General features: G+C 74.6%; 15 protein-coding genes and 1 pseudogene. 10 read left to right on the top strand and 6 right to left on the bottom strand.

Annotated features, from left to right (window positions below):
* Positions 1–58: 58 nt before the first annotated feature.
* Positions 59–397 (top strand): PadR family transcriptional regulator, encoded by a 339-nt coding sequence (locus E3Z34_RS01600; RefSeq protein ID WP_134772205.1) that lies wholly within the window; start codon positions 59–61, stop codon positions 395–397.
* Complete coding sequence (locus E3Z34_RS01595) at positions 394–1,368, top strand: hypothetical protein (RefSeq protein ID WP_134772204.1); 975 nt, start codon at positions 394–396, stop codon at positions 1,366–1,368. The genes E3Z34_RS01600 and E3Z34_RS01595 overlap by 4 nt, the downstream gene beginning before the upstream one ends.
* Here E3Z34_RS01595 and rfbA read toward each other — a convergent pair.
* Positions 1,365–2,237 (bottom strand): glucose-1-phosphate thymidylyltransferase RfbA, encoded by an 873-nt coding sequence (gene rfbA, locus E3Z34_RS01590; RefSeq protein ID WP_134772203.1) that lies wholly within the window; start codon positions 2,235–2,237, stop codon positions 1,365–1,367. The genes E3Z34_RS01595 and rfbA overlap by 4 nt on opposite strands.
* 22 nt (positions 2,238–2,259) lie before the next feature.
* Here rfbA and rfbB point away from each other — a divergent pair, with 22 nt between their 5' ends.
* Together rfbB and E3Z34_RS01580 are read left to right on the top strand one after the other, a co-directional pair.
* Entirely contained in the window at positions 2,260–3,270 is a 1,011-nt protein-coding gene (gene rfbB, locus E3Z34_RS01585; RefSeq protein ID WP_134772202.1) for a dTDP-glucose 4,6-dehydratase, read from the top strand.
* A gap of 67 nt (positions 3,271–3,337) precedes the next feature.
* On the top strand, positions 3,338–4,708 hold the full coding sequence (locus E3Z34_RS01580) for a sugar nucleotide-binding protein (RefSeq protein ID WP_238695294.1): 1,371 nt from the start codon (positions 3,338–3,340) through the stop codon (positions 4,706–4,708).
* 150 nt (positions 4,709–4,858) lie between these two features.
* On the opposite strand, the gene E3Z34_RS01575 is transcribed toward E3Z34_RS01580, so the two are convergent.
* Positions 4,859–5,230 (bottom strand): iron chaperone, encoded by a 372-nt coding sequence (locus E3Z34_RS01575; RefSeq protein ID WP_134772200.1) that lies wholly within the window; start codon positions 5,228–5,230, stop codon positions 4,859–4,861.
* 133 nt (positions 5,231–5,363) lie between these two features.
* Here E3Z34_RS01575 and E3Z34_RS01570 point away from each other — a divergent pair, with 133 nt between their 5' ends.
* Positions 5,364–6,014, top strand: a complete 651-nt coding sequence (locus E3Z34_RS01570; protein WP_134772199.1) for an SDR family oxidoreductase — start codon at positions 5,364–5,366, stop codon at positions 6,012–6,014.
* Here the strand turns inward: E3Z34_RS01570 and E3Z34_RS01565 are convergent.
* Positions 5,940–6,725, bottom strand: coding sequence for an alpha/beta fold hydrolase (locus E3Z34_RS01565; protein WP_134772198.1), 786 nt, complete (start codon positions 6,723–6,725; stop codon positions 5,940–5,942). The two genes, E3Z34_RS01570 and E3Z34_RS01565, sit on opposite strands and share 75 nt — an antisense overlap.
* 28 nt (positions 6,726–6,753) lie before the next feature.
* Here E3Z34_RS01565 and E3Z34_RS01560 point away from each other — a divergent pair, with 28 nt between their 5' ends.
* The 4 genes from E3Z34_RS01560 (at position 6,754) to E3Z34_RS01545 (ending at position 11,535) form a co-directional block, all read left to right on the top strand.
* Positions 6,754–7,992 carry a glycosyltransferase gene (locus E3Z34_RS01560; RefSeq protein ID WP_134772197.1) on the top strand — a complete coding sequence of 413 codons (1,239 nt, stop codon included), beginning with the start codon at positions 6,754–6,756 and terminating at the stop codon, positions 7,990–7,992.
* 42 nt (positions 7,993–8,034) lie between these two features.
* The gene (locus E3Z34_RS01555; protein ID WP_202976998.1) at positions 8,035–9,279 is read left to right on the top strand and encodes a glucose-1-phosphate adenylyltransferase family protein; all 1,245 of its coding nucleotides are present in this window, start codon (positions 8,035–8,037) and stop codon (positions 9,277–9,279) included.
* A 44-nt stretch (positions 9,280–9,323) separates the two neighbouring features.
* Positions 9,324–10,130: a crotonase/enoyl-CoA hydratase family protein gene (locus E3Z34_RS01550; protein WP_134772196.1), complete on the top strand. Its 807-nt coding sequence runs from the start codon at positions 9,324–9,326 to the stop codon at positions 10,128–10,130.
* A gap of 85 nt (positions 10,131–10,215) precedes the next feature.
* Positions 10,216–11,535 carry a PQQ-dependent sugar dehydrogenase gene (locus E3Z34_RS01545; RefSeq protein WP_134772195.1) on the top strand — a complete coding sequence of 440 codons (1,320 nt, stop codon included), beginning with the start codon at positions 10,216–10,218 and terminating at the stop codon, positions 11,533–11,535.
* Between the two features lie 75 nt (positions 11,536–11,610).
* Here E3Z34_RS01545 and E3Z34_RS01540 read toward each other — a convergent pair whose 3' ends face one another.
* Entirely contained in the window at positions 11,611–13,569 is a 1,959-nt protein-coding gene (locus tag E3Z34_RS01540; RefSeq protein WP_134772194.1) for a glycosyltransferase family A protein, read from the bottom strand.
* An 86-nt stretch (positions 13,570–13,655) separates the two neighbouring features.
* Between E3Z34_RS01540 and deoD the strand changes: the two genes are divergently transcribed.
* A complete protein-coding gene (deoD, locus tag E3Z34_RS01535; protein ID WP_134772193.1) occupies positions 13,656–14,372 on the top strand; it encodes a purine-nucleoside phosphorylase in 717 nt (238 codons plus the stop codon).
* A 542-nt stretch (positions 14,373–14,914) separates the two neighbouring features.
* Here the strand turns inward: deoD and E3Z34_RS18445 are convergent.
* Positions 14,915–15,286: pseudogene (locus E3Z34_RS18445) on the bottom strand (alpha/beta fold hydrolase); the annotation flags it as partial.
* A 172-nt stretch (positions 15,287–15,458) separates the two neighbouring features.
* Positions 15,459–17,261 carry a VWA domain-containing protein gene (locus tag E3Z34_RS01525; protein WP_158288575.1) on the bottom strand — a complete coding sequence of 601 codons (1,803 nt, stop codon included), beginning with the start codon at positions 17,259–17,261 and terminating at the stop codon, positions 15,459–15,461.
* Positions 17,262–17,281 lie beyond the last annotated feature (20 nt).

The raw sequence follows: 17,281 nt of genomic DNA, 5'->3' as shown, positions 1-17,281 counted from the left end.
CGGCGTGCGCCTGGGGCGCCCTCGACAATAGTGTGTGTCACACACTAGTGTGGGAGCAATGAAGGACGACGCCCTGTCGACGCTCAGCCAGGAGCTGCGCCGAGGCACCGTCGTGCTCGCGGCCCTGGCCAGCCTGGACGCCCCGCGCTACGGCTACGCCCTCCAGCAGCACCTCGCCGAGGCCGGCGTCGAGGTGGAGGGCAACACGCTCTACCCGCTGCTGCGGCGGCTCGAGAAGCAGGGGCTCCTCACCAGCCAGTGGAACACCGACGAGACCCGACCGCGCAAGTTCTACACGCTCACCGACACCGGCCACACCGCCCTCACCGCCCTGACCCGCGAGTGGCACAGCCTCCACACCGCACTCACCACGCTGACCTCCGAGGGGACGTCATGAGCTCACTGACCGACCGCTACGTCCACGCCGTCACGGCGCACCTGCCGGAGGGGCAGCGCGCCGACATCGGCCGGGAGCTGCGGGCGACCGTCGACGACGCCGTCGCCGCCGCCCCGCCGGGCTCGGACCCCGCCCAGGTGGAGCGCCAGACCCTCCTCGACCTGGGGCACCCGGTGGCGCTGGCCGACAGCTACCGCGGCGAGGGCCGGGCCCTCATCGGCCCCCGCCTCTACCCCGCTTGGCTACGCACCCTGCAGACCCTGCTCTGGGTCGTCCCGACGCTCGTGGCGACCCTGCTCCTCATCCTGGGCGCCCTCGACGGGCAGCCCCTCCTGGAGATCCTCGGCGGGGCCCTCAACGGCGCCTTCTGGGCCGCCGTGCAGGTGGCCTTCTGGGTCACGATCGGCTTCGTCATCGCCGAGCGCACCGGCTCCGGCGTCGACGAGCTCGAGGCCCTCACCCTCGGCACGTCCGCCGACTGGACCCCCGAGGACCTGCCCGAGCCCCGGCGCCGCCAGGTCTCCTGGGGCGACGCGATCGGGTCCGTCCTGGCCAACGCCTTCCTGCTCGCCCTGCTGCTCCTCCCTGGTCGGATCGGCGGCCGCGTCGAGGGGCTGGAGTGGGGCCAGATCTTCACCGACTCCGCCTACGCCCTGCGGTGGGTCATGGCCGCGGGTATGGCGGTGGGCCTCGTGGCCAGCATCTCCGTGCTGACGCGTGGACGCTGGACGTGGCCCACGGCGGGCCTCAACCTGCTCGGTGGTCTGCTTTTCACCGCACCCGTCGTCTGGCTGGCCGCCCGCAACGATCTCATCGCCTGGGACACCCTCCCTCTGAGCTGGATCGGGGACGGGAACCTGCGGGTCAATGAGAGCCTCACGCTGTCAGCCACCGTCGCGGTCCTGCTGGCCATCCTGCTGTGGGAGACCGTGGACAGCTTCCGCAAGGCCGCCACGGCCGACCGGCTCTAGCCGCGACCCTCCTCGAGGAGTCGCAGCAGGTACTCCCCGTACCCGGACTTGCGCAGCGGCTCGGCCCGCGCGGCCAGCCCGGCGTCGTCGAGGAAGCCCATCCTCCAGGCCACCTCCTCCGGCGCCCCGATCTTGGTCTCCTGCCGCGACTCGAGCGTGCGGACGAAGTTGGACGCGTCGTTGAGGGAGTCGAAGGTGCCGGTGTCGAGCCAGGCCGTGCCGCGCGGGAGCACCTGCACGGCCAGCTTCCCGGCCTCCATGTAGAGGCGGTTGAGGTCGGTGATCTCCAGCTCCCCCCGGGCCGAGGGCGCCAGCCCCTTGGCCATCTCGACCACGTCGTTGTCGTAGAAGTAGAGGCCCGGCACGGCATACGGGCTGCGGGGGTGCTCCGGCTTCTCCTCCAGGGAGATCGCCTTGCCGGCCTCGTCGATCTCGACCACGCCGTAGGCCCGGGCGTCGGCCACCCGGTAGCCGAAGATGAGCGCCCCGTCGAGGTCCTGGTGGTGCCGCAGCTGCGTGCCCAGGCCCTGCCCGTAGAAGATGTTGTCGCCCAGGACCAGGGCGCTGGAGTCGGAGCCGATGTGCTCCTCCCCCAGGACGAAGGCCTGGGCGAGGCCGTCGGGCGAGGGCTGCTCGGCATACGTCAGGTTGACCCCGAACTGCGATCCGTCACCCAGGAGGCGGGAGAACTGCGGGGCGTCCGCCGGGGTGGTGATGACCAGCACGTCCTGGATGCCCGCGAGCATCAGGGTGCTCAGCGGGTAGTAGATCATCGGCTTGTCGTAGACCGGGACGAGCTGCTTGCTGATGCCCAGGGTGATCGGGTGCAGGCGGGAGCCGGTGCCCCCGGCCAGGATGATGCCGCGCATGACCTCACTCTAGGGTGGCCCCATGCGCCGACTACTCGTGACCGGCGGAGCAGGGTTCATCGGCTCCAACTTCGTGCACTTCCTCGTGGAGCGGACCGACGTGCACGTCACCGTGCTGGACAAGCTGACGTATGCCGCCTCCCCGGAGGCGCTGGAGGGGTTGCCGTCGGACCGGGTGGAGCTCGTGGTGGGGGACATCACCGACGCCGGGTTGCTGGACGAGCTGGTGGGCCGGCTGACCGGGGAGGGGGACGCCGTGGTGCACTACGCGGCCGAGTCGCACAACGACAACTCGCTGCGCGACCCCTCCCCCTTCGTGCGGACCAACATCGTGGGCACCTTCGAGGTCCTCGAGGCGGTGCGGCGGCACGGGGTGCGCCTGCACCACATCTCCACCGACGAGGTCTACGGCGACCTGGAGCTGGACGACCCGGAGCGGTTCACCGAGGCGACGGCATACCAGCCCTCCTCGCCCTACTCGGCGTCCAAGGCCGGTGCCGACCACCTGGTGCGGGCGTGGGTGCGTTCCTTCGGGGTCGCGGCGACCCTGTCCAACTGCTCCAACAACTACGGCCCGTGGCAGCACGTGGAGAAGTTCATCCCCCGTCAGATCACCAACCTGCTGGACGGTGGGCGGGTCAAGCTCTACGGCTCCGGCGCCAACGTGCGCGACTGGATCCACGCCGACGACCACTCCTCGGCCGTGTGGACGATCCTGGAGCGGGGCGAGATCGGGCAGACCTACCTCATCGGCGCGGACGGGGAGCGGTCCAACCTGCAGGTGGTCCGGTTGATCCTGGAGCTGCTGGGGCACGACCCGGACGACTTCGACCAGGTGGCGGACCGGCCGGGGCACGACCTGCGGTACGCGATCGACTCGACCCGGCTGCGGACCGAGCTGGGGTGGGAGCCGACATACGGCGCCTTCGAGGAGGGGCTGGCCCGCACGATCGAGTGGTATGCCGAGCACGGCGACTGGTGGCGGCCCAAGAAGGCGCAGATCGAGGCGGCCTACGCCGCGAAGGGGCAGTGAGCGCCGGTGGCGGGCGGGGCTGACGGGTTGGCGGTCACCGGGGTCACCGGTCCCCGGGCTGCTCGTGGTGAGGCTGCCGGTGCACGGGGACGCCCGCGGGTGGTTCAAGGAGAACTGGCAGCGGGCGAAGATGGTCGCCGCCGGGCTGCCCGACTTCGGGCCCGTGCAGCACTCGGTGGCGCACAACGGCCCCGCCGGGGTGACCCGGGGCATCCACGCCGAGCCGTGGGACAAGTTCGTCTCGGTCGTGCACGGCCGGATCTTCGGCGCGTGGGTGGACCTGCGGGAGGGCCCGACCTTCGGGGCGGTGCACACCCAGGAGCTCGACGAGTCGACGGCGGTCTTCGTGCCGCGCGGGGTCGGGAACAGCTACCAGACGCTGGTCGACGACGTCGTCTACTCCTACCTCGTCAACGACCACTGGTCGCCCGAGGCGGAGTACACGATGCTCAACCTGGCCGACGAGAGCGCCGCGATCGACTGGCCGGTCCCGCTGGAGCGGGCCGAGATCTCGGACAAGGACCGGGCGCACCCGCGGTTGGGCGACGTGGTCCCCGTGCGGCCGCGGCGGACCCTGGTGCTCGGGGCCGGCGGGCAGCTGGGGCGGGCGCTGGCGCGGCGCTTCCCGGACGCGACCCTGCTGGGCGCCGACGACCTCGACCTGTCCGACCCGGCCGCGGTCGCGGCGTTCGACTTCTCGGGGGTGGGGGTGGTCCTCAACGCCGCGGCCTACACGGCCGTCGACGCGGCCGAGACCCCGGAGGGTCGTCGGGCGGCCTGGGCGGTCAACGCGACCGGGGTGGCGGCGCTGGCCCGGGCTGCGGTGGAGCACCGCCTCACCCTCGTGCACTACTCGAGCGACTACGTCTTCGACGGCGCCGACGAGGAGTCGGGCGAGGAGAGCCCGCTCGCGCCGCTGGGGGTCTACGGGCAGTCCAAGGCGGCCGGTGACCTCGCGGTGTCGGTGGTGCCGCGCCACTACCTGATCCGCACCTCGTGGGTCGTCGGGGAGGGCCGGAACTTCGTGGCGACGATGCGCTCGCTGGCCGAGCGCGGGGTGTCGCCCCGCGTGGTCGACGACCAGGTCGGGCGGCTCACCACGACGGCGGAGCTGGCCGAGGCGACGGCGCACCTGCTCTCGACGGGCGCACCCTTCGGCACCTACAACATCACCGGCGCCGGGGCGCCCCGGTCCTGGGCCGCCATCGCCGCCGACGTCTTCGCCGACGCCGGACGGGAGGCGGGTGACGTCATACCCGTGACGACGCAGGAGTATGCTGCCGCCCAGGACGGCCCCGTCGCCCCCCGCCCGGCCCGCTCGGTCCTGTCGCTGGCCCGGATCGAGGCCACCGGCTACCACCCCCCCCCCACCCCCACCGGACGCGCGTTCCTGACAGACCGGACGCGCGTTCGTGACAGACCGGACGCGCGTTCCTGACAGACCGGACGCGGGTTCGTGACAGACCGGACGCGGGTTCGTGACAGCCGCCTGTGGACAACCGTCACGAACGCGCGTCCGGTTGCAGGGAGTGGGCGGGTCCGGGGCAGCCGCCTGTGGAGAACCGTCAGGAACGCGCGTCCGGTTGGGTCAGCGGGGGCCCCTCCGCCGCGCCTCGGCGGCGAACCACTGCGCCACGTCCTCGACGAGGTCCGTCGGCAGCTCCCGGTCGTGGGGGAAGCGGAGGGTTCCCTTCCCGGCGACCCACGGGGCCACCCGCTCGCGCAGGGCCTCGTCGTCGGGGACGGGGTAGAGGCCGGTGTGGGCGGCATACCCGCCGAGGTGGAAGGCCGTCCGCCCGCCCACGGTGAACGTCAGGACGCCGTAGGCGATCCTCTCCCCCAGGTCGGGGACCGCCGCGTGCACCGCGGCCCGCACCTGGTCGAGGCGGGCTCTACCCTGCGGGGGCAGCTGCTCCAGGTAGGCCAGGACCCTGGCCTCGTCGTCCTCACCGGCGCCCATCCTCCGACGGTAGCCGAGGCAGCCCCGCCGGCGCGCGGATCCGCCCCGCGAGGACGCGCCGGGGCCTGTGGACAACCGTCACGAACGCGCGTCCGGTTGCGCGGGGGGACGGGGCGCCGCCTACGGTGGGGAGATGTCACGCATCCTGCTGATCGGCGGCCACGGCAAGGTCGCACTGCTCACCGCACCCCTGCTGGTCGCGCGCGGCCACGAGGTCAACTCCGTCATCCGTAACCCTGACCAGGCCGACGACGTGCGCGCCGTCGGGGCCGAGCCGGTCGTCGCCGACGTGGAGTCCATGGACGTCGAGGCGCTGACCGACCTCGTCCGGGACCACGACGCGATCGTCTGGTCGGCCGGGGCCGGTGGCGGGAGCCCGGAGCGGACCTACGCCGTCGACCGCGACGCCGCGATCCGCACCATGGACGCCGCCGAGGCCGCCGGCGTGCGCCGCTACGTCATGGTGTCCTACGTCGGCTCGGGGATCGACGACGTGCCGCAGGACAACCCCTTCCACCACTACGCGGTCGCCAAGGCCGAGGCCGACGACCACCTGCGCGGCACGGGCCTGGACTGGACCGTCCTCGGGCCCAGCGCCCTGACGAGCGACGAGGCCACCGGCCAGATCGAGATCACGCAGGACGCGGCCACGGAGGTCTCGCGCGCGGACGTCGCCGGGGTCGTCGCCCCCGTCCGAGGTGCTGGAGCGTCAGGACACCGTCGGCCGCACCATCCGTTTCAACGGCGGGGCGGCACCCCGATCGCGCAGGCCCTCACCGCCTGAGGGCGGTCCCGAAGGTCGCCGCTGACCGCGTGCGGCCGATCTCAGTCGAGGAACTCGCGCAGCAGACCGACCAGCCGCCCGGGGCCTCCTCGTTGAGGCGTGACCCGCACCCTGGACGACGCGCAGCCGCGCGGACGGTATGCCGTCGGCCAGGCGCCCGGCCCCCGGCTGGTTGCCCTTGTCCTTGGCGCCGACGAGCACGAGCGTCGCCGCCTCGACGAGCGGGAGGGCGTCGGTGAGGTCCGCGTCGCGGGCGGCGCCGAGCACCTCCAGCAGCCGCTCCTTGGAGACGCCGGCGTCGGCGAGCCGGGACGCGGGCACCATCCGCAGCGCGGTCTGCTGGGCCCGCATGAGCAGCCGCGGCGGCCGCACCTGACCTGCGATGAGCACCAGCCTGCGCACCCGGCCGGGGAAGTCGGCGGCGAGCCGGGTCGCGACCATCGCCCCGTAGGACAGCCCGCACAGGTCCACCTGCTCCAGACCCTCCAACATCAGCTGCTGGTCGAGGACGGCCCCGGCCTCGGCCAGGGGCACGACCCGCTTCTCCGTCGGCCGCAGCCCCGGCACCCACGGGGTGAGCAGCTGCCGGCTCCCGTAGAGCTGGACCACGACGTCCTCCCACGCCATGGGGGCCTGACCCACCCCGTGCAGCAGCACGAGCGGGGTCGGCGCGGACTCGGACGGGGACGGCGTGGGGACTGGCTCGCTCACCCCGCCAGCGTAGGCGCAGACTGACGGTATGCGGATCGCGATGCTTGCCGCCGGCAGCCGGGGCGACTACCAGCCGGTCCTGGCCCTGGCAGCGGGCCTGCGGGCGCGGGGGCACGAGGTGGGGGTGACCGCGAGCTCGGACTACGTGGACGACGTCCGAGGGACAGGTTTCGCGGTCGAGGAGGTCGAGGTCGAGGCGCTGCGGATCTACAACGAGCAGGTCGCCCCGGGGATGCCGCCCACCCTGCCCGGGCAGCTCGACCGCCTGGGCCGGTGGGCGGCCGAGCTCGCCCCCGAGGTCGGTCGCACGGTGAGGGGCCTCTGGCCGCGCTACGACGCCGTCGTCAGCACCGCCCTCACGATCTCCTGGGCCGCCGTCCTGGCCGCGGTCGACCCCCGCCCGCACGTCACGGCGCTCTTCGTGCCGGCCTTCCCCTCGACCTGGGGGGACGCCAGCATGCTGTCGGTCCGGGAGGGGCGCTCGCTCACGAACCTCGTCGCCGGCCGGCACGCGCTGGGCCCCGGACGGTCGCTGTCGACCGTCGCCCTGCAGCACCTGGGACCCGGTCTGTCCCGGGCCCAGCGGCTCCGGGCGGTGCGCAACCTGGTCACCACCCCGACGTTCCTCGCCCACTCGCCCCAGGTCATCGCGGAGCGGCGGGTCATGGGGCGCCAGATCCGTTGCACGGGCTACCCGTTCGCGACGTTGCCGGCGGGGACGCGACTGTCCGCCAGGACGGAGGCCTTCCTGGACGCCGGGCCGGCGCCGGTCTATGCCGGCTTCGGGTCGCAGGGGTCGGCGACCACCCGGGACGCCCTGCGCCACACCGTGTCCGCCGCCCGGTCCCTCGGCCACCGCGTGATCGTCCTGCGTGGGACGGGGCTGGAGGAGCAGGGGTGGGGTGACAGCGTCCTCTTCGTCGACGGGGAGCCGCACGAGCTCCTCCTGCCGCGCGCGAGGGCGGCCGTCCACCACGGTGGCGCGGGCACCACCGCCGCGGTGCTGCGCAGCGGCATACCGCAGGTCGTGGTCCCCTTCGTGCTCGACCAGCCGTTCTTCGGCCGCCGGGTGCGGGAGATCGGCGTGGCCGGGGACCCGGTGCCCGTCGCCGGGGCCACGACCGGGCGCATCGCCGCCTCGCTGCGCCGGACCGAGGACGCGGGCGTGCGGCGACGGGCGGCGGAGGTGGGCGCACTGGTGCGCGCCGAGGACGGGGTGGCCCGCGGGGTGGACCTGATCGAGAGCACCCTGCGGCGGCACCGGTGACGTCGCGCCCCGCACGGGGCGCGGAGCGCCTACCGTAGGACGGTGACCAGCCTCCCCACGGGTCTTCGCACCCTCGCCGTCGTCCAGGCCGGCGGCCAGGGCAGCCGGATGGACGTCCTCACCCGCGAGCGCGCCAAGCCGGCGCTGCCCTTCGCGGCCACCCACTCCCTCATCGACTTCCCCCTGTCCTGCCTGGCCGCGTCCGGGATCTCCGACGTCTGGGTGTCCGTGCAGTTCCAGTCCAGCTCGCTCGACACCTACCTGGCGGGCGGGCGGCCGTGGGACCTCGACCGGACGCGCGGCGGCTTCCGGCGGATCACACCGGAGGAGGGTGCGGGAACGGCCCACGAGACCGGGTTCAGCCACGGCAACGCCGACGGCCTGTTCCGCATGCGGGAGGCCATCCGCGTCTTCGCCCCCGACGTGCTCGTCGTCATGTCGGCCGACTCGATCTTCAGCCTCGACCTGCAGCCGGTCATCGCACGGCACCTGGAGCGAGGCGCCGAGGCGACCCTCGTGACCGCCGAGGTCGGCGTGCAGGAGGCGGCGCACCAGATGGTGGTCCACAGCGCCGACGGGCGGGTCGGCAAGGTCGACTACAAGCCGGACGGCCAGCCCGAGATCGGCACCGTGGCGACCGAGATCTTCCTCTACCGCCCCGAGGGGCTGCTCACCGAGCTCGAACGGCTGCGCCGCGAGGTGCACAGCGAGGCCGAGGAGCCGGGCGACACCGGGCTCGGCGACTTCGGCGACCACCTGCTGCCGGCGCTGGTCGCGCGGGGCCGGGTCTACGCCGAGCCGATGAGCGGCTACTGGAAGGACGTCGGCCGCCCGCAGGCCTACCTGCAGGCCCACCGGGACCTGCTCGCGGGTCGGGTCGACGTCTTCGACCACCCGGGGCGGCCGGTCCTCGGGCCGGCGATCGCGGGGCGGCCGGGGTGGATCGGCGAGGGGTCGGAGATCGTCGACGCCATGCTGGGGCCGGGCTCGCGCGTGCGTGGGCGGGTGGTCAGGTCGGTGCTGGGACCAGGCGTCGAGGTCCAGGCCGGCGCCGTGGTCGAGGACAGCGTGCTGCTCGAGGACGTCCTGGTCGAGGCGGGCGCGCAGGTGCGGACGGCCGTCGTCGACCGGGGCGCCCGGATCGGGCGCGGGGCGCAGGTCGGGGCGGCACCCGCAGGCACCCGCCTGACCGACGAGGCCATCGCCCTCGTGGGCCAGGACAGCGTCGTCGGCCGCGGCGCGAGGGTCGAGGCCGGGGCCCGGCTGGAGCCTGGGACGAGGGTCTGACGGGCCCTCCCGTCCGGTGGGGCCGGGTCTGACAGGCTGGGGGTATGCCGACCCGGACCACCTCATCCCCGCCCTCCGGTCACCTCGACGTCCGGGTCGAGGACGGGCTGGCCCACGTGCGGCTGGCGCGGCCGGACAAGCTCAACGCCCTCACCCTGGGGATGCTCGACGACCTCGTCGGGGCGGCCCGCCTGCTGCGCCGGGTCGACGGCCTGCGCGCGGTCGTCGTCTCGGGGGCCGGGGACGCCTTCTGCGCCGGGCTGGACCTGGGGTCGGCCCTCGCGCAGCCGGTGGGGATCGCCCACCGCTTCGTCCCGCGCCCGTGGTGGGGGACGAACGTCTTCCAGGAGGCCTGCTGGGGGTGGCGTCGCCTGCCCGTCCCCGTCGTCGCCGCGGTGCACGGCCACTGCCTGGGGGCAGGGCTGCAGCTGGCGCTCGGCGCCGACGCCCGGGTGAGCACGCCGGACGCGCAGTGGTCGGTGCGTGAAACCCGGTGGGGGCTGGTGCCGGACATGTCGGGCGCGGCGACCCTCCGGGAGCTCGTGCCCGCCGACGTGGCCAAGGAGCTCACGCTCACCGCGCGGACCCTGACGGGGGCCGAGGCCGCCCGTCTCGGCCTCGTCACGCGGGTCGCCGAGGACGCGGTGGCCGGAGCGGTCGAGCTGGCCCGGGAGCTCAGCGTCCACGACCGGGCCGCGGTCGCGGCCGGCAAGCGGCTGCTCACCCCGGTCGCGGATCCTGGGTCGCGCCGGGTCCTGGCCCGGGAGCGGCGCCTGCAGCTCCGGCTGCTGGCCCGGCTCGCGACGTCGGACCGGTCCCGGCTGCCGGGGAGCGCGCGGCCCCCCGGCTGAGGCGGGAGAGGGCGGGCCGTCCGGCCGGTCCGAGGGGAGCGGCGGGCGGGGCGACACGCGGCGTCCACGTGTCTAGTCTCTGGGTATGAGGTCCGCGCCCGCCCTGGTCCTGGCCGGAGCCCTGCTGCTCGCCGGGTGCACCGGGGGGACGGGTGACGGCCCGGGGTCCGGCGACCCGACGACGGGCAGGACGGACGGGACGGGTGGGACGGAAGGAGCGCTGCCCGGGACAGCGCCTGAGGAGACCGGGCCCGAGGAGTCCGGGCCCGAGGAGTCCGGGCGACCCGAGGAGTCCGGGGTGGCCACGACGACCGGGGCGCAGGCGGACGGCATACCCGAGCTGGACGTGGAGGTAGTGGCGAGCGGGCTCGACATACCGTGGGACGTCCAGCTGCTGCCCGACGGCGCCGCCCTCGTGGGTGAGCGCGGCGGGCGGCTGCTCGTCGTCCCGGCCGGCGGCGAGCCGCAGGAGGTGGGTCCGGCGCTGGACGACCTCTTCGCGCAGGGGGAGGGCGGGCTCATGGGGCTGGCGGTCTCGCCCACCTTCGCCGAGGACGGGCGGATCTACGCCTGCTACGCCAGCCAGGGCAACGGTGGGGCGCCACGGGACGTGCGCGTCGTGCGGCTGCGGCTCGACACCGCGGGCCCGTCGGCGGAGGTGGAGGACGTCGTCGTCGAGGGTCTGCCGATCACGACCGGCCGGCACAGCGGCTGCCGGCTGCTGCTGTCGGAGGACGGCCAGGTGCTCCTCGTGGGGACCGGGGACGCCGCCGACGCCGACACCTCCCAGTCCCTGATCTCGCTGGGCGGCAAGGTCCTCGCGGTGACTGCCGACGGCGACCCGCTGCCCGAGGCACCGTTCGTCGAGGGTGCCGACCCGCGGGTGCTCACGACCGGGCACCGCAACGTCCAGGGGCTCGCCGCGCAGCCCGGGGTCGAGGACGGCGTGCCCGGTGTCGGCGTGGTCTGGTCGGTCGAGCACGGCCCCGACGTCGACGACGAGGTCAACGTGATCGTCCCGGGGGCGAACTACGGCTGGGACCCCGGCCCCGGCTACGACGAGGGCGTCCCGATGACCGACCTGGACGCGTTCCCCGACGCGGTCGAGGCGGTCTGGAGCAGCGGCCGGCCCACGCACGCCACCAGCGGCGCCGCGTTCCTCGAGGGTGGGCAGTGGGGCGACTGGGAGGGCTCGCTGGCCGTGGCCGAGCTGAAGGGGTCGGGGGTGAGCGTCCTGCGGGTCGACGGTGAGAGCGTCACGGGTGTCGAGCGGATGAGCGAGCTAGACGGCACCCACGGCCGGCTTCGGTCGCTCACCCTCGCCCCGGACGGTGCCCTGTGGGTCACGACGTCCAACGGGGACGGCCGCGACGAGGTCCTGCGGGTCACCCCCGCCACCGGCTGACCCCCCTCCCCCAACCGGACGCGCGTTCTGGACGGTTTTCCACAGGCCAGGGGACGGCATACCTGTGGAAAAGCGTCAGGAACGCGCGTCCGGTGTGGCAGGAACGCGCGTCCGGTCGGAAAGGAGGGGGAGGTCGGAAAGGAGGGGGAGGTCGGGGATGAGGGGGAGGTGCCAGCCGTCGGTGGCCCAGGCCTGCTGGTCGGCGGCGTCCCGGGCCACCCAGACCGGCGGGACGCCGATCCAGTCGCGGACGGTGCGGCCCGCCTCCTCCAGATCCCGGGGCGGCTCACCCGCGCCGGGGAGCGTCGCCACGACGAGCACCTCGCCCGCCGTCACCGCGGGCAGCGGGAGCGCCGGGAGGGCCAGCAGGGCTGCGTCGGTCACGACGAGCACCTCGGCCCGGACCGGGTCGGCGTCGGTGACGAGGTCGACCACGCCGTCCCGCCCCGCGCCACGCGGGCACGTCGGGTGCCACGCGGGCACGTCCTCGACCCCGCGCAGGAAGCTCTCCCGCCCGAGCACGGCCACCGTGCCGGGCCCGCCGCTCGCCGCCGCCGCCGCGACATGGGGCAGCGGCGCAGAGAGGTCGGTGAGCACCACCACGGGGTATGCCGTCCGCGTCACCTCCTCCCCGGGCAGCCCGCGCCGGAACGACCTCGGCACCGGGAAGGGCCGACGCCCGTCCCGCTCCACCCGCAGCGCCTCCACACCTGGGGCCTCGCCACCCGGCACCACGACCCCCGGCAGCCTGGCACCCGGCACCACGTCCACCCCCGGCACCGGACCCGCCCCCTCCCGCGAAGCGACCTGCGCGTGCCACCACCGGAAGGCGCTTCGGAAGAGCACCCGATCGGGGCTGTGCCGCCCGAGGCTGAAGTCGGCCCGCGACAACGACCCGTCGGCCAGCCTCGTGACCGCCAGCGGCAGCGCGACGTCGACCAGCGCGCCCTCCCCCAGCAGGCGGAGCCGCTCGATCATCTCGCTGTCCGCCCCCTTGCGGATGCGGTCGAAGCCACCGAGCCGCTCCAGCACCTCGCGCCGGACCATGAGCGAGCTCGCGTTCATCCGCTCCGGGCTGTAGCCGAACCACTGCCGGGTCAGGTCCGGCCGGCACCGGATCGCCGCGCTCCGGCTCGCCACGGCACCCGGCGCCCCCTCCATCGCCGCCACCTGCGCGGCCAGCCGCTCCGGGTGGCTCCAGTCGTCGGCGTCCTGGGTCGTCACCAGCTCGCCGGCCGACTGCTCGAGCGCGGCGTTGCGGGCCAGGTAGGACCCGCCGTTGCGTTCCATCCGCAGGAGCCGCACCCGCGGGTCCAGCGCCTCGGCCCGGGCGAACAGCTCGTCGAACTCCTCGCCCGAGCGGTCGTCGACGAGCAGCACCTCGAGACGGGTGTGGCTCTGCGCCAGGACCGAGCGCACGGAGGTGAGGAGCCCCTCGTCGGGCCGGTAGGCGGGCACGACGACGCTCACCAGCGGCCCGTCGACGGTCCTGCCCGGCTCCAGCCCGAGCCCGTCGAAGAGGCATGGACCGTCCGCCGCGACCCGCGGCGCCGCCAGGCCCCGCCGCACGAAGCGCTCCCCGAAGAGCTCGACCCACCGGGCGTGGGGCAGCGCGCCCGCACCGCCGACGGCCGGGTTCGCCAGGTCGGCCCGCAACCCGGAGACGACCGCGTCGGTCAGTCGCGGCAGCTCGGCCAGCCCCCGCTCCACCAGGTCGTGCCGGCCGGCCAGGAAGGCCGCCTGCACCAGGTGCCGCTGGTCCACGGACGGCAGCGCCCGCGGGCCCTCGACGTCCAGCACCTGCTCGTAGATCCCGACGGCCTCGGCGAGCTCCTCCCCGGACCGGCCCATCCCGGCCAGCGCCGCCGCGAGGGACAGCCCGGCGGCGACGGTCGACCGCCCCCGCAGCGCGTCGAGCACGACGTCGTGCCGGGTGCGCAGGGCCAGCGCCCGCAGCAGGGCGGGGTCGGCGTGCCGCAACCGGTCCCCCACGAGCGTCCGCAGGCCGGTGCTCGTGCCGATCGCCGCGGTCATGGTCAGCAAGTAAACCCCACGCAGGGCGGGGCCGGGAGCGACGCGGGGAGGCCCCGGTCGGTCGGCACCGCATACCCTGTCTGTCCGTGAGCACCCACATCGCCGCCCAGCCCGGCCAGATCGCCCCCCGGATCCTCCTGCCCGGCGACCCCCTGCGGGCCCGCTGGATCGCCGAGCACTTCCTCGAGGACGCCGAGTGCTACTCCGAGGTCCGCGGCATGCTCGGCTTCACCGGCACCTACCGCGGCGAGCGGGTCTCCGTGCAGGGCACGGGTATGGGGCAGCCGTCGGCCTCGATCTACGTCAACGAGCTGATCCGCGAGTATGACGTGCAGCAGCTGATCCGGGTCGGCTCGTGCGGGGCGCTCACCGAGCGGCTGGCCGTGCGCGACGTCGTCATCGCGCAGGCGGCCGCGACCGACAGCTCGATGAACGCGCTGCGCTTCCAGGGCTACCAGTACCCCGCCACGGCCGACTTCGCGCTGCTCCGCGCCGCGGTCGAAGCGGCGGAGCAGGCGGGCGCGCGCCACCTCGTCGGCACGGTCTTCAGCTCCGACAGCTTCTACCACGCCCGCCCCGAGCTGACCCAGAAGATCGTGGAGTACGGCGTCGTCGCGGTCGAGATGGAGGCCGCGGAGATCTACACCCTGGCCGCACAGCACGGCCGCCGGGCGCTGGGGATCATGACGGTCTCCGACCACATCGTCACCGGTGAGGAGACGAGCGCGCAGGAGCGCGAGCAGACCTTCGGCGACATGGTGACCATCGCGCTGGAGGCCGCCCTGGCGACGCCGCTGGACTGACCTCGGGAGCCCTGCTCAGTCCCGCTGCAGGAAGGTCCGCACGTCCGCGGCGAAACGCTCGCGCTGCTCCAGGTGCGGGCTGTGCCCGACACCGGGGAGACGACCTCGGTGAACCGCCCGGCCCGCTCCAGGACGGCCCGGGTCTGGGAGACCATCGGCTGGGTCGGGCAGACCTCCTCGCCGGGGTAACCGGGCACGGCGCCGAACTTGCCCAGCTGCGCCAGGTCGAACATCGAGGTGTCGGAGACGATCTGGTCCTCCGCGCCCCGGATCCACAGCACCTCCGGGGCCGGGTCGCGGTCGCCGAAGGCCCCCTGGTCGAGGTACTTCGGGGACAGGGCGTTGTTCATGCCCGTCCGGCCGGGGGCGACACCGGGCCAGTGCGGGCTCTGCGTCAGGTCGCCGGGGTAGATGTCGTCCCCGACGGAGGTCGTGAGCATGGCCTCGACGTAGGCCTCCTCGTCCGCCGCGTCGAAGGTGAAGCCCGGCCGGACGTAGAACGCCTTGAGCGTGGCCCGGGGGCTGGTGGGCTCGTCACTGCGGTCCCCGGTGGCCAGGGCCTGGCAGAACTGCGGGTTGGCCGTCCCGCCGCCGCTGCCCGCGAAGTCGTCGGCGACGGGGCGACCGTCCGGCCCGGTGGTGCCGCCGAAGCCGAAGGGGCTCCCGGGAGCCTCCAGCACGAGGCGGCGGACGCGATGCGGGTGGTCGAGCGCCAGCTGCATCGCCACGTTGCCCCCCGCCGACCAGCCCAGCACGTCGACGGGTCCCTCGACCTCCAGCGCGTCCAGGAGGGCGGCGACGTCGTCGGACAGGTCGGCCACCCCCCGGGTCGCGTCGATGGCCCGCCGCTCGGAGTCGCCGTAGCCCCGGAAGTCCGGGGCGACCAGACGGAAGTCGTCGGCCAGGTCGCGCATGAGGTGCTCGAAGAAGGCGGAGGACGAGACGTTGCCGTGCAGGAGCACGAGCACCGGCCGGTCCGGCTCCCCGGCAAGGCGCACGGCCACCCGGAGCCGCTCCATGGGGACGGTCGTCAGCTCGATCGGGGCGCGTTCGGTCGTCATGACCGCATCCTGGCAGAGCCCCCCGTCAGCCGGCGGCGCGGCGGGCGACGACGTCGACGAAGACCTGCGGGAGCTCGCGCGGGTCGCTCAGCACGAAGGACTCGCCGCCGGCCGCGGACGCGAGCCGGGCCAGCGCCTCCTCGTCGACGTCGGGCCCCATCCCGATGAGCACGACGGTCACCGGCCGGTCACCGCTCTCCCGCGCCTGGGAGAGCAGCTCGACGACCTCGTCGTCGGACAACCCGCCCGTGGAGTCGTCGTTGATCCCGTCGGTCAGCAGCAGCACCGAGCTGATCGAGGAGGCGTCCCCCTCGGCCTGCATGTGCTGGTAGGCGGCCCACAGCGAGTCGTTGAGGCCGGTGTCGCCCCGGAGCGAGTCGACGGTGAGGTCCTCGGTCTCGGCGAGGAGCGCCTCCTGCTGGGTGACCCCGCTGCGCACCTCCTGGTTGAGGGCGCGCATCGGCACCGCCTCGACGTGGTCGGTGTCCCCGTCCAGGGAGGTCGCGAACCACCACAACCCGATCGCGGTCTGCTGCGGGATGACCGACAGCGCGGTCTGCGTCGCGGCCCGCGTCAGGTCGATCCGGGTCTGGCCGTCCCCGGCTTCGGCCGCCATGGAGCCGGAGACGTCGATGAGCGCCAGGATGCGGGACTGCGGGGCGACGACCGTCCAGGTCCGGGCCAGCGCCAGGGTCTCCTGCGGGTCGGCCTCGGCCTGGTCGGTGGTCAGGTCCTCCGGGACACCCCGCACGCCCGGGGCCGGGCCGTCCGCCCCGGCCCGCAGGTGCAGCTCGGCGAGGTCCTGGGCGGCCTGGTCGCCGGTCAGCTCGCGCTCCAGCGCGTCGACCGCGTCAGCCAGCTCACCCGGGTCACCCAGCCGGACGAAGGGCATCCGGACCACGCCGGACCCGCCGGCGAGGGCCAGGCCCTGCAGCGGGGCTCCCTGCTCGACGGCCGTGCCGATCTGCTGCTCGGTGGCGGGGACCAGGCTGCGCGGGTCGGCCCGCACGGCCGACAACGGGTCTCCCTGGACCGCGGTCTGGGCCAGGGTCACCAGCAGCCGCCGCCCCGGTCCTTCGCCGGACGTCCACCCGCCGAGCTGGGCCGAGGTGCTGGCGAGCAGGGCCATGGAGGCGGGGTCGACGCGCGGGTCGCCGACCCGCAGCGCGACGGGGGCGTCCGGGCCGGCGGCGGCGAGCTGCTGGTACTGCCCCAGGAGGTCGGCCCACGTCGACCCCTCGTCGATCCCGAGCCCGGCCAGCCCCTCGACCGCCTCCGGCACGCCGGTGAGCAGGACGGGGCTGGAGGCGAGCATCGGGCCGACCTCGAGCTGCACCCCCTCCGCCGCCACCAGGGCCGGCCAGGCGAGCGAGTCGGGCACCCAGACGTCGGGGGCCGTGCCGGCGCGCAGCTCGGACTGAGCCGCACCGGAGCCCCGGGCCACGACCGCATACTCCAGGCAGTCGTCCCCGACGCGGGTGGCGGCCGCCTCGACCGCCGGCAGGAGGGCGGGGGCGGCCCACACGGTCACCAGCCCGCAGGCCGGGTCACCGGCCAGGACCGGCTGCTGCGTCGGTTCGCCCGTCGCGTCGCCGTCGTCGCCGGCAACGACGGCGACGCCCCCCGTTGCGCGGGCGTCCTCCCCCGTCGCCGACGCCTCGTCACCCCCGGCGCCGGAGGCCGTGGGCCGGGCCTGCTCGACCCCGGCACCCGCGTCCGTGAGCAGCCGCCAGGCCCCCACCCCGGCGGCGAGGACCACGAGCGCGAGCAGGGCCAGCAGGGCGCGCTGTCCCCACCCCACCGTGGACGGGCTGCTGTGCTTCGACACGCCCGGCACCCTACTCCAGC

Origin of the sequence: Ornithinimicrobium flavum, assembly GCF_004526345.1 — a bacterium.
GTDB lineage: Bacteria > Actinomycetota > Actinomycetes > Actinomycetales > Dermatophilaceae > Ornithinicoccus > Ornithinicoccus flavus.
Note: the sequence above shows the minus strand (reverse complement) of the source record. Positions and strands in the feature narration are given on the sequence as shown.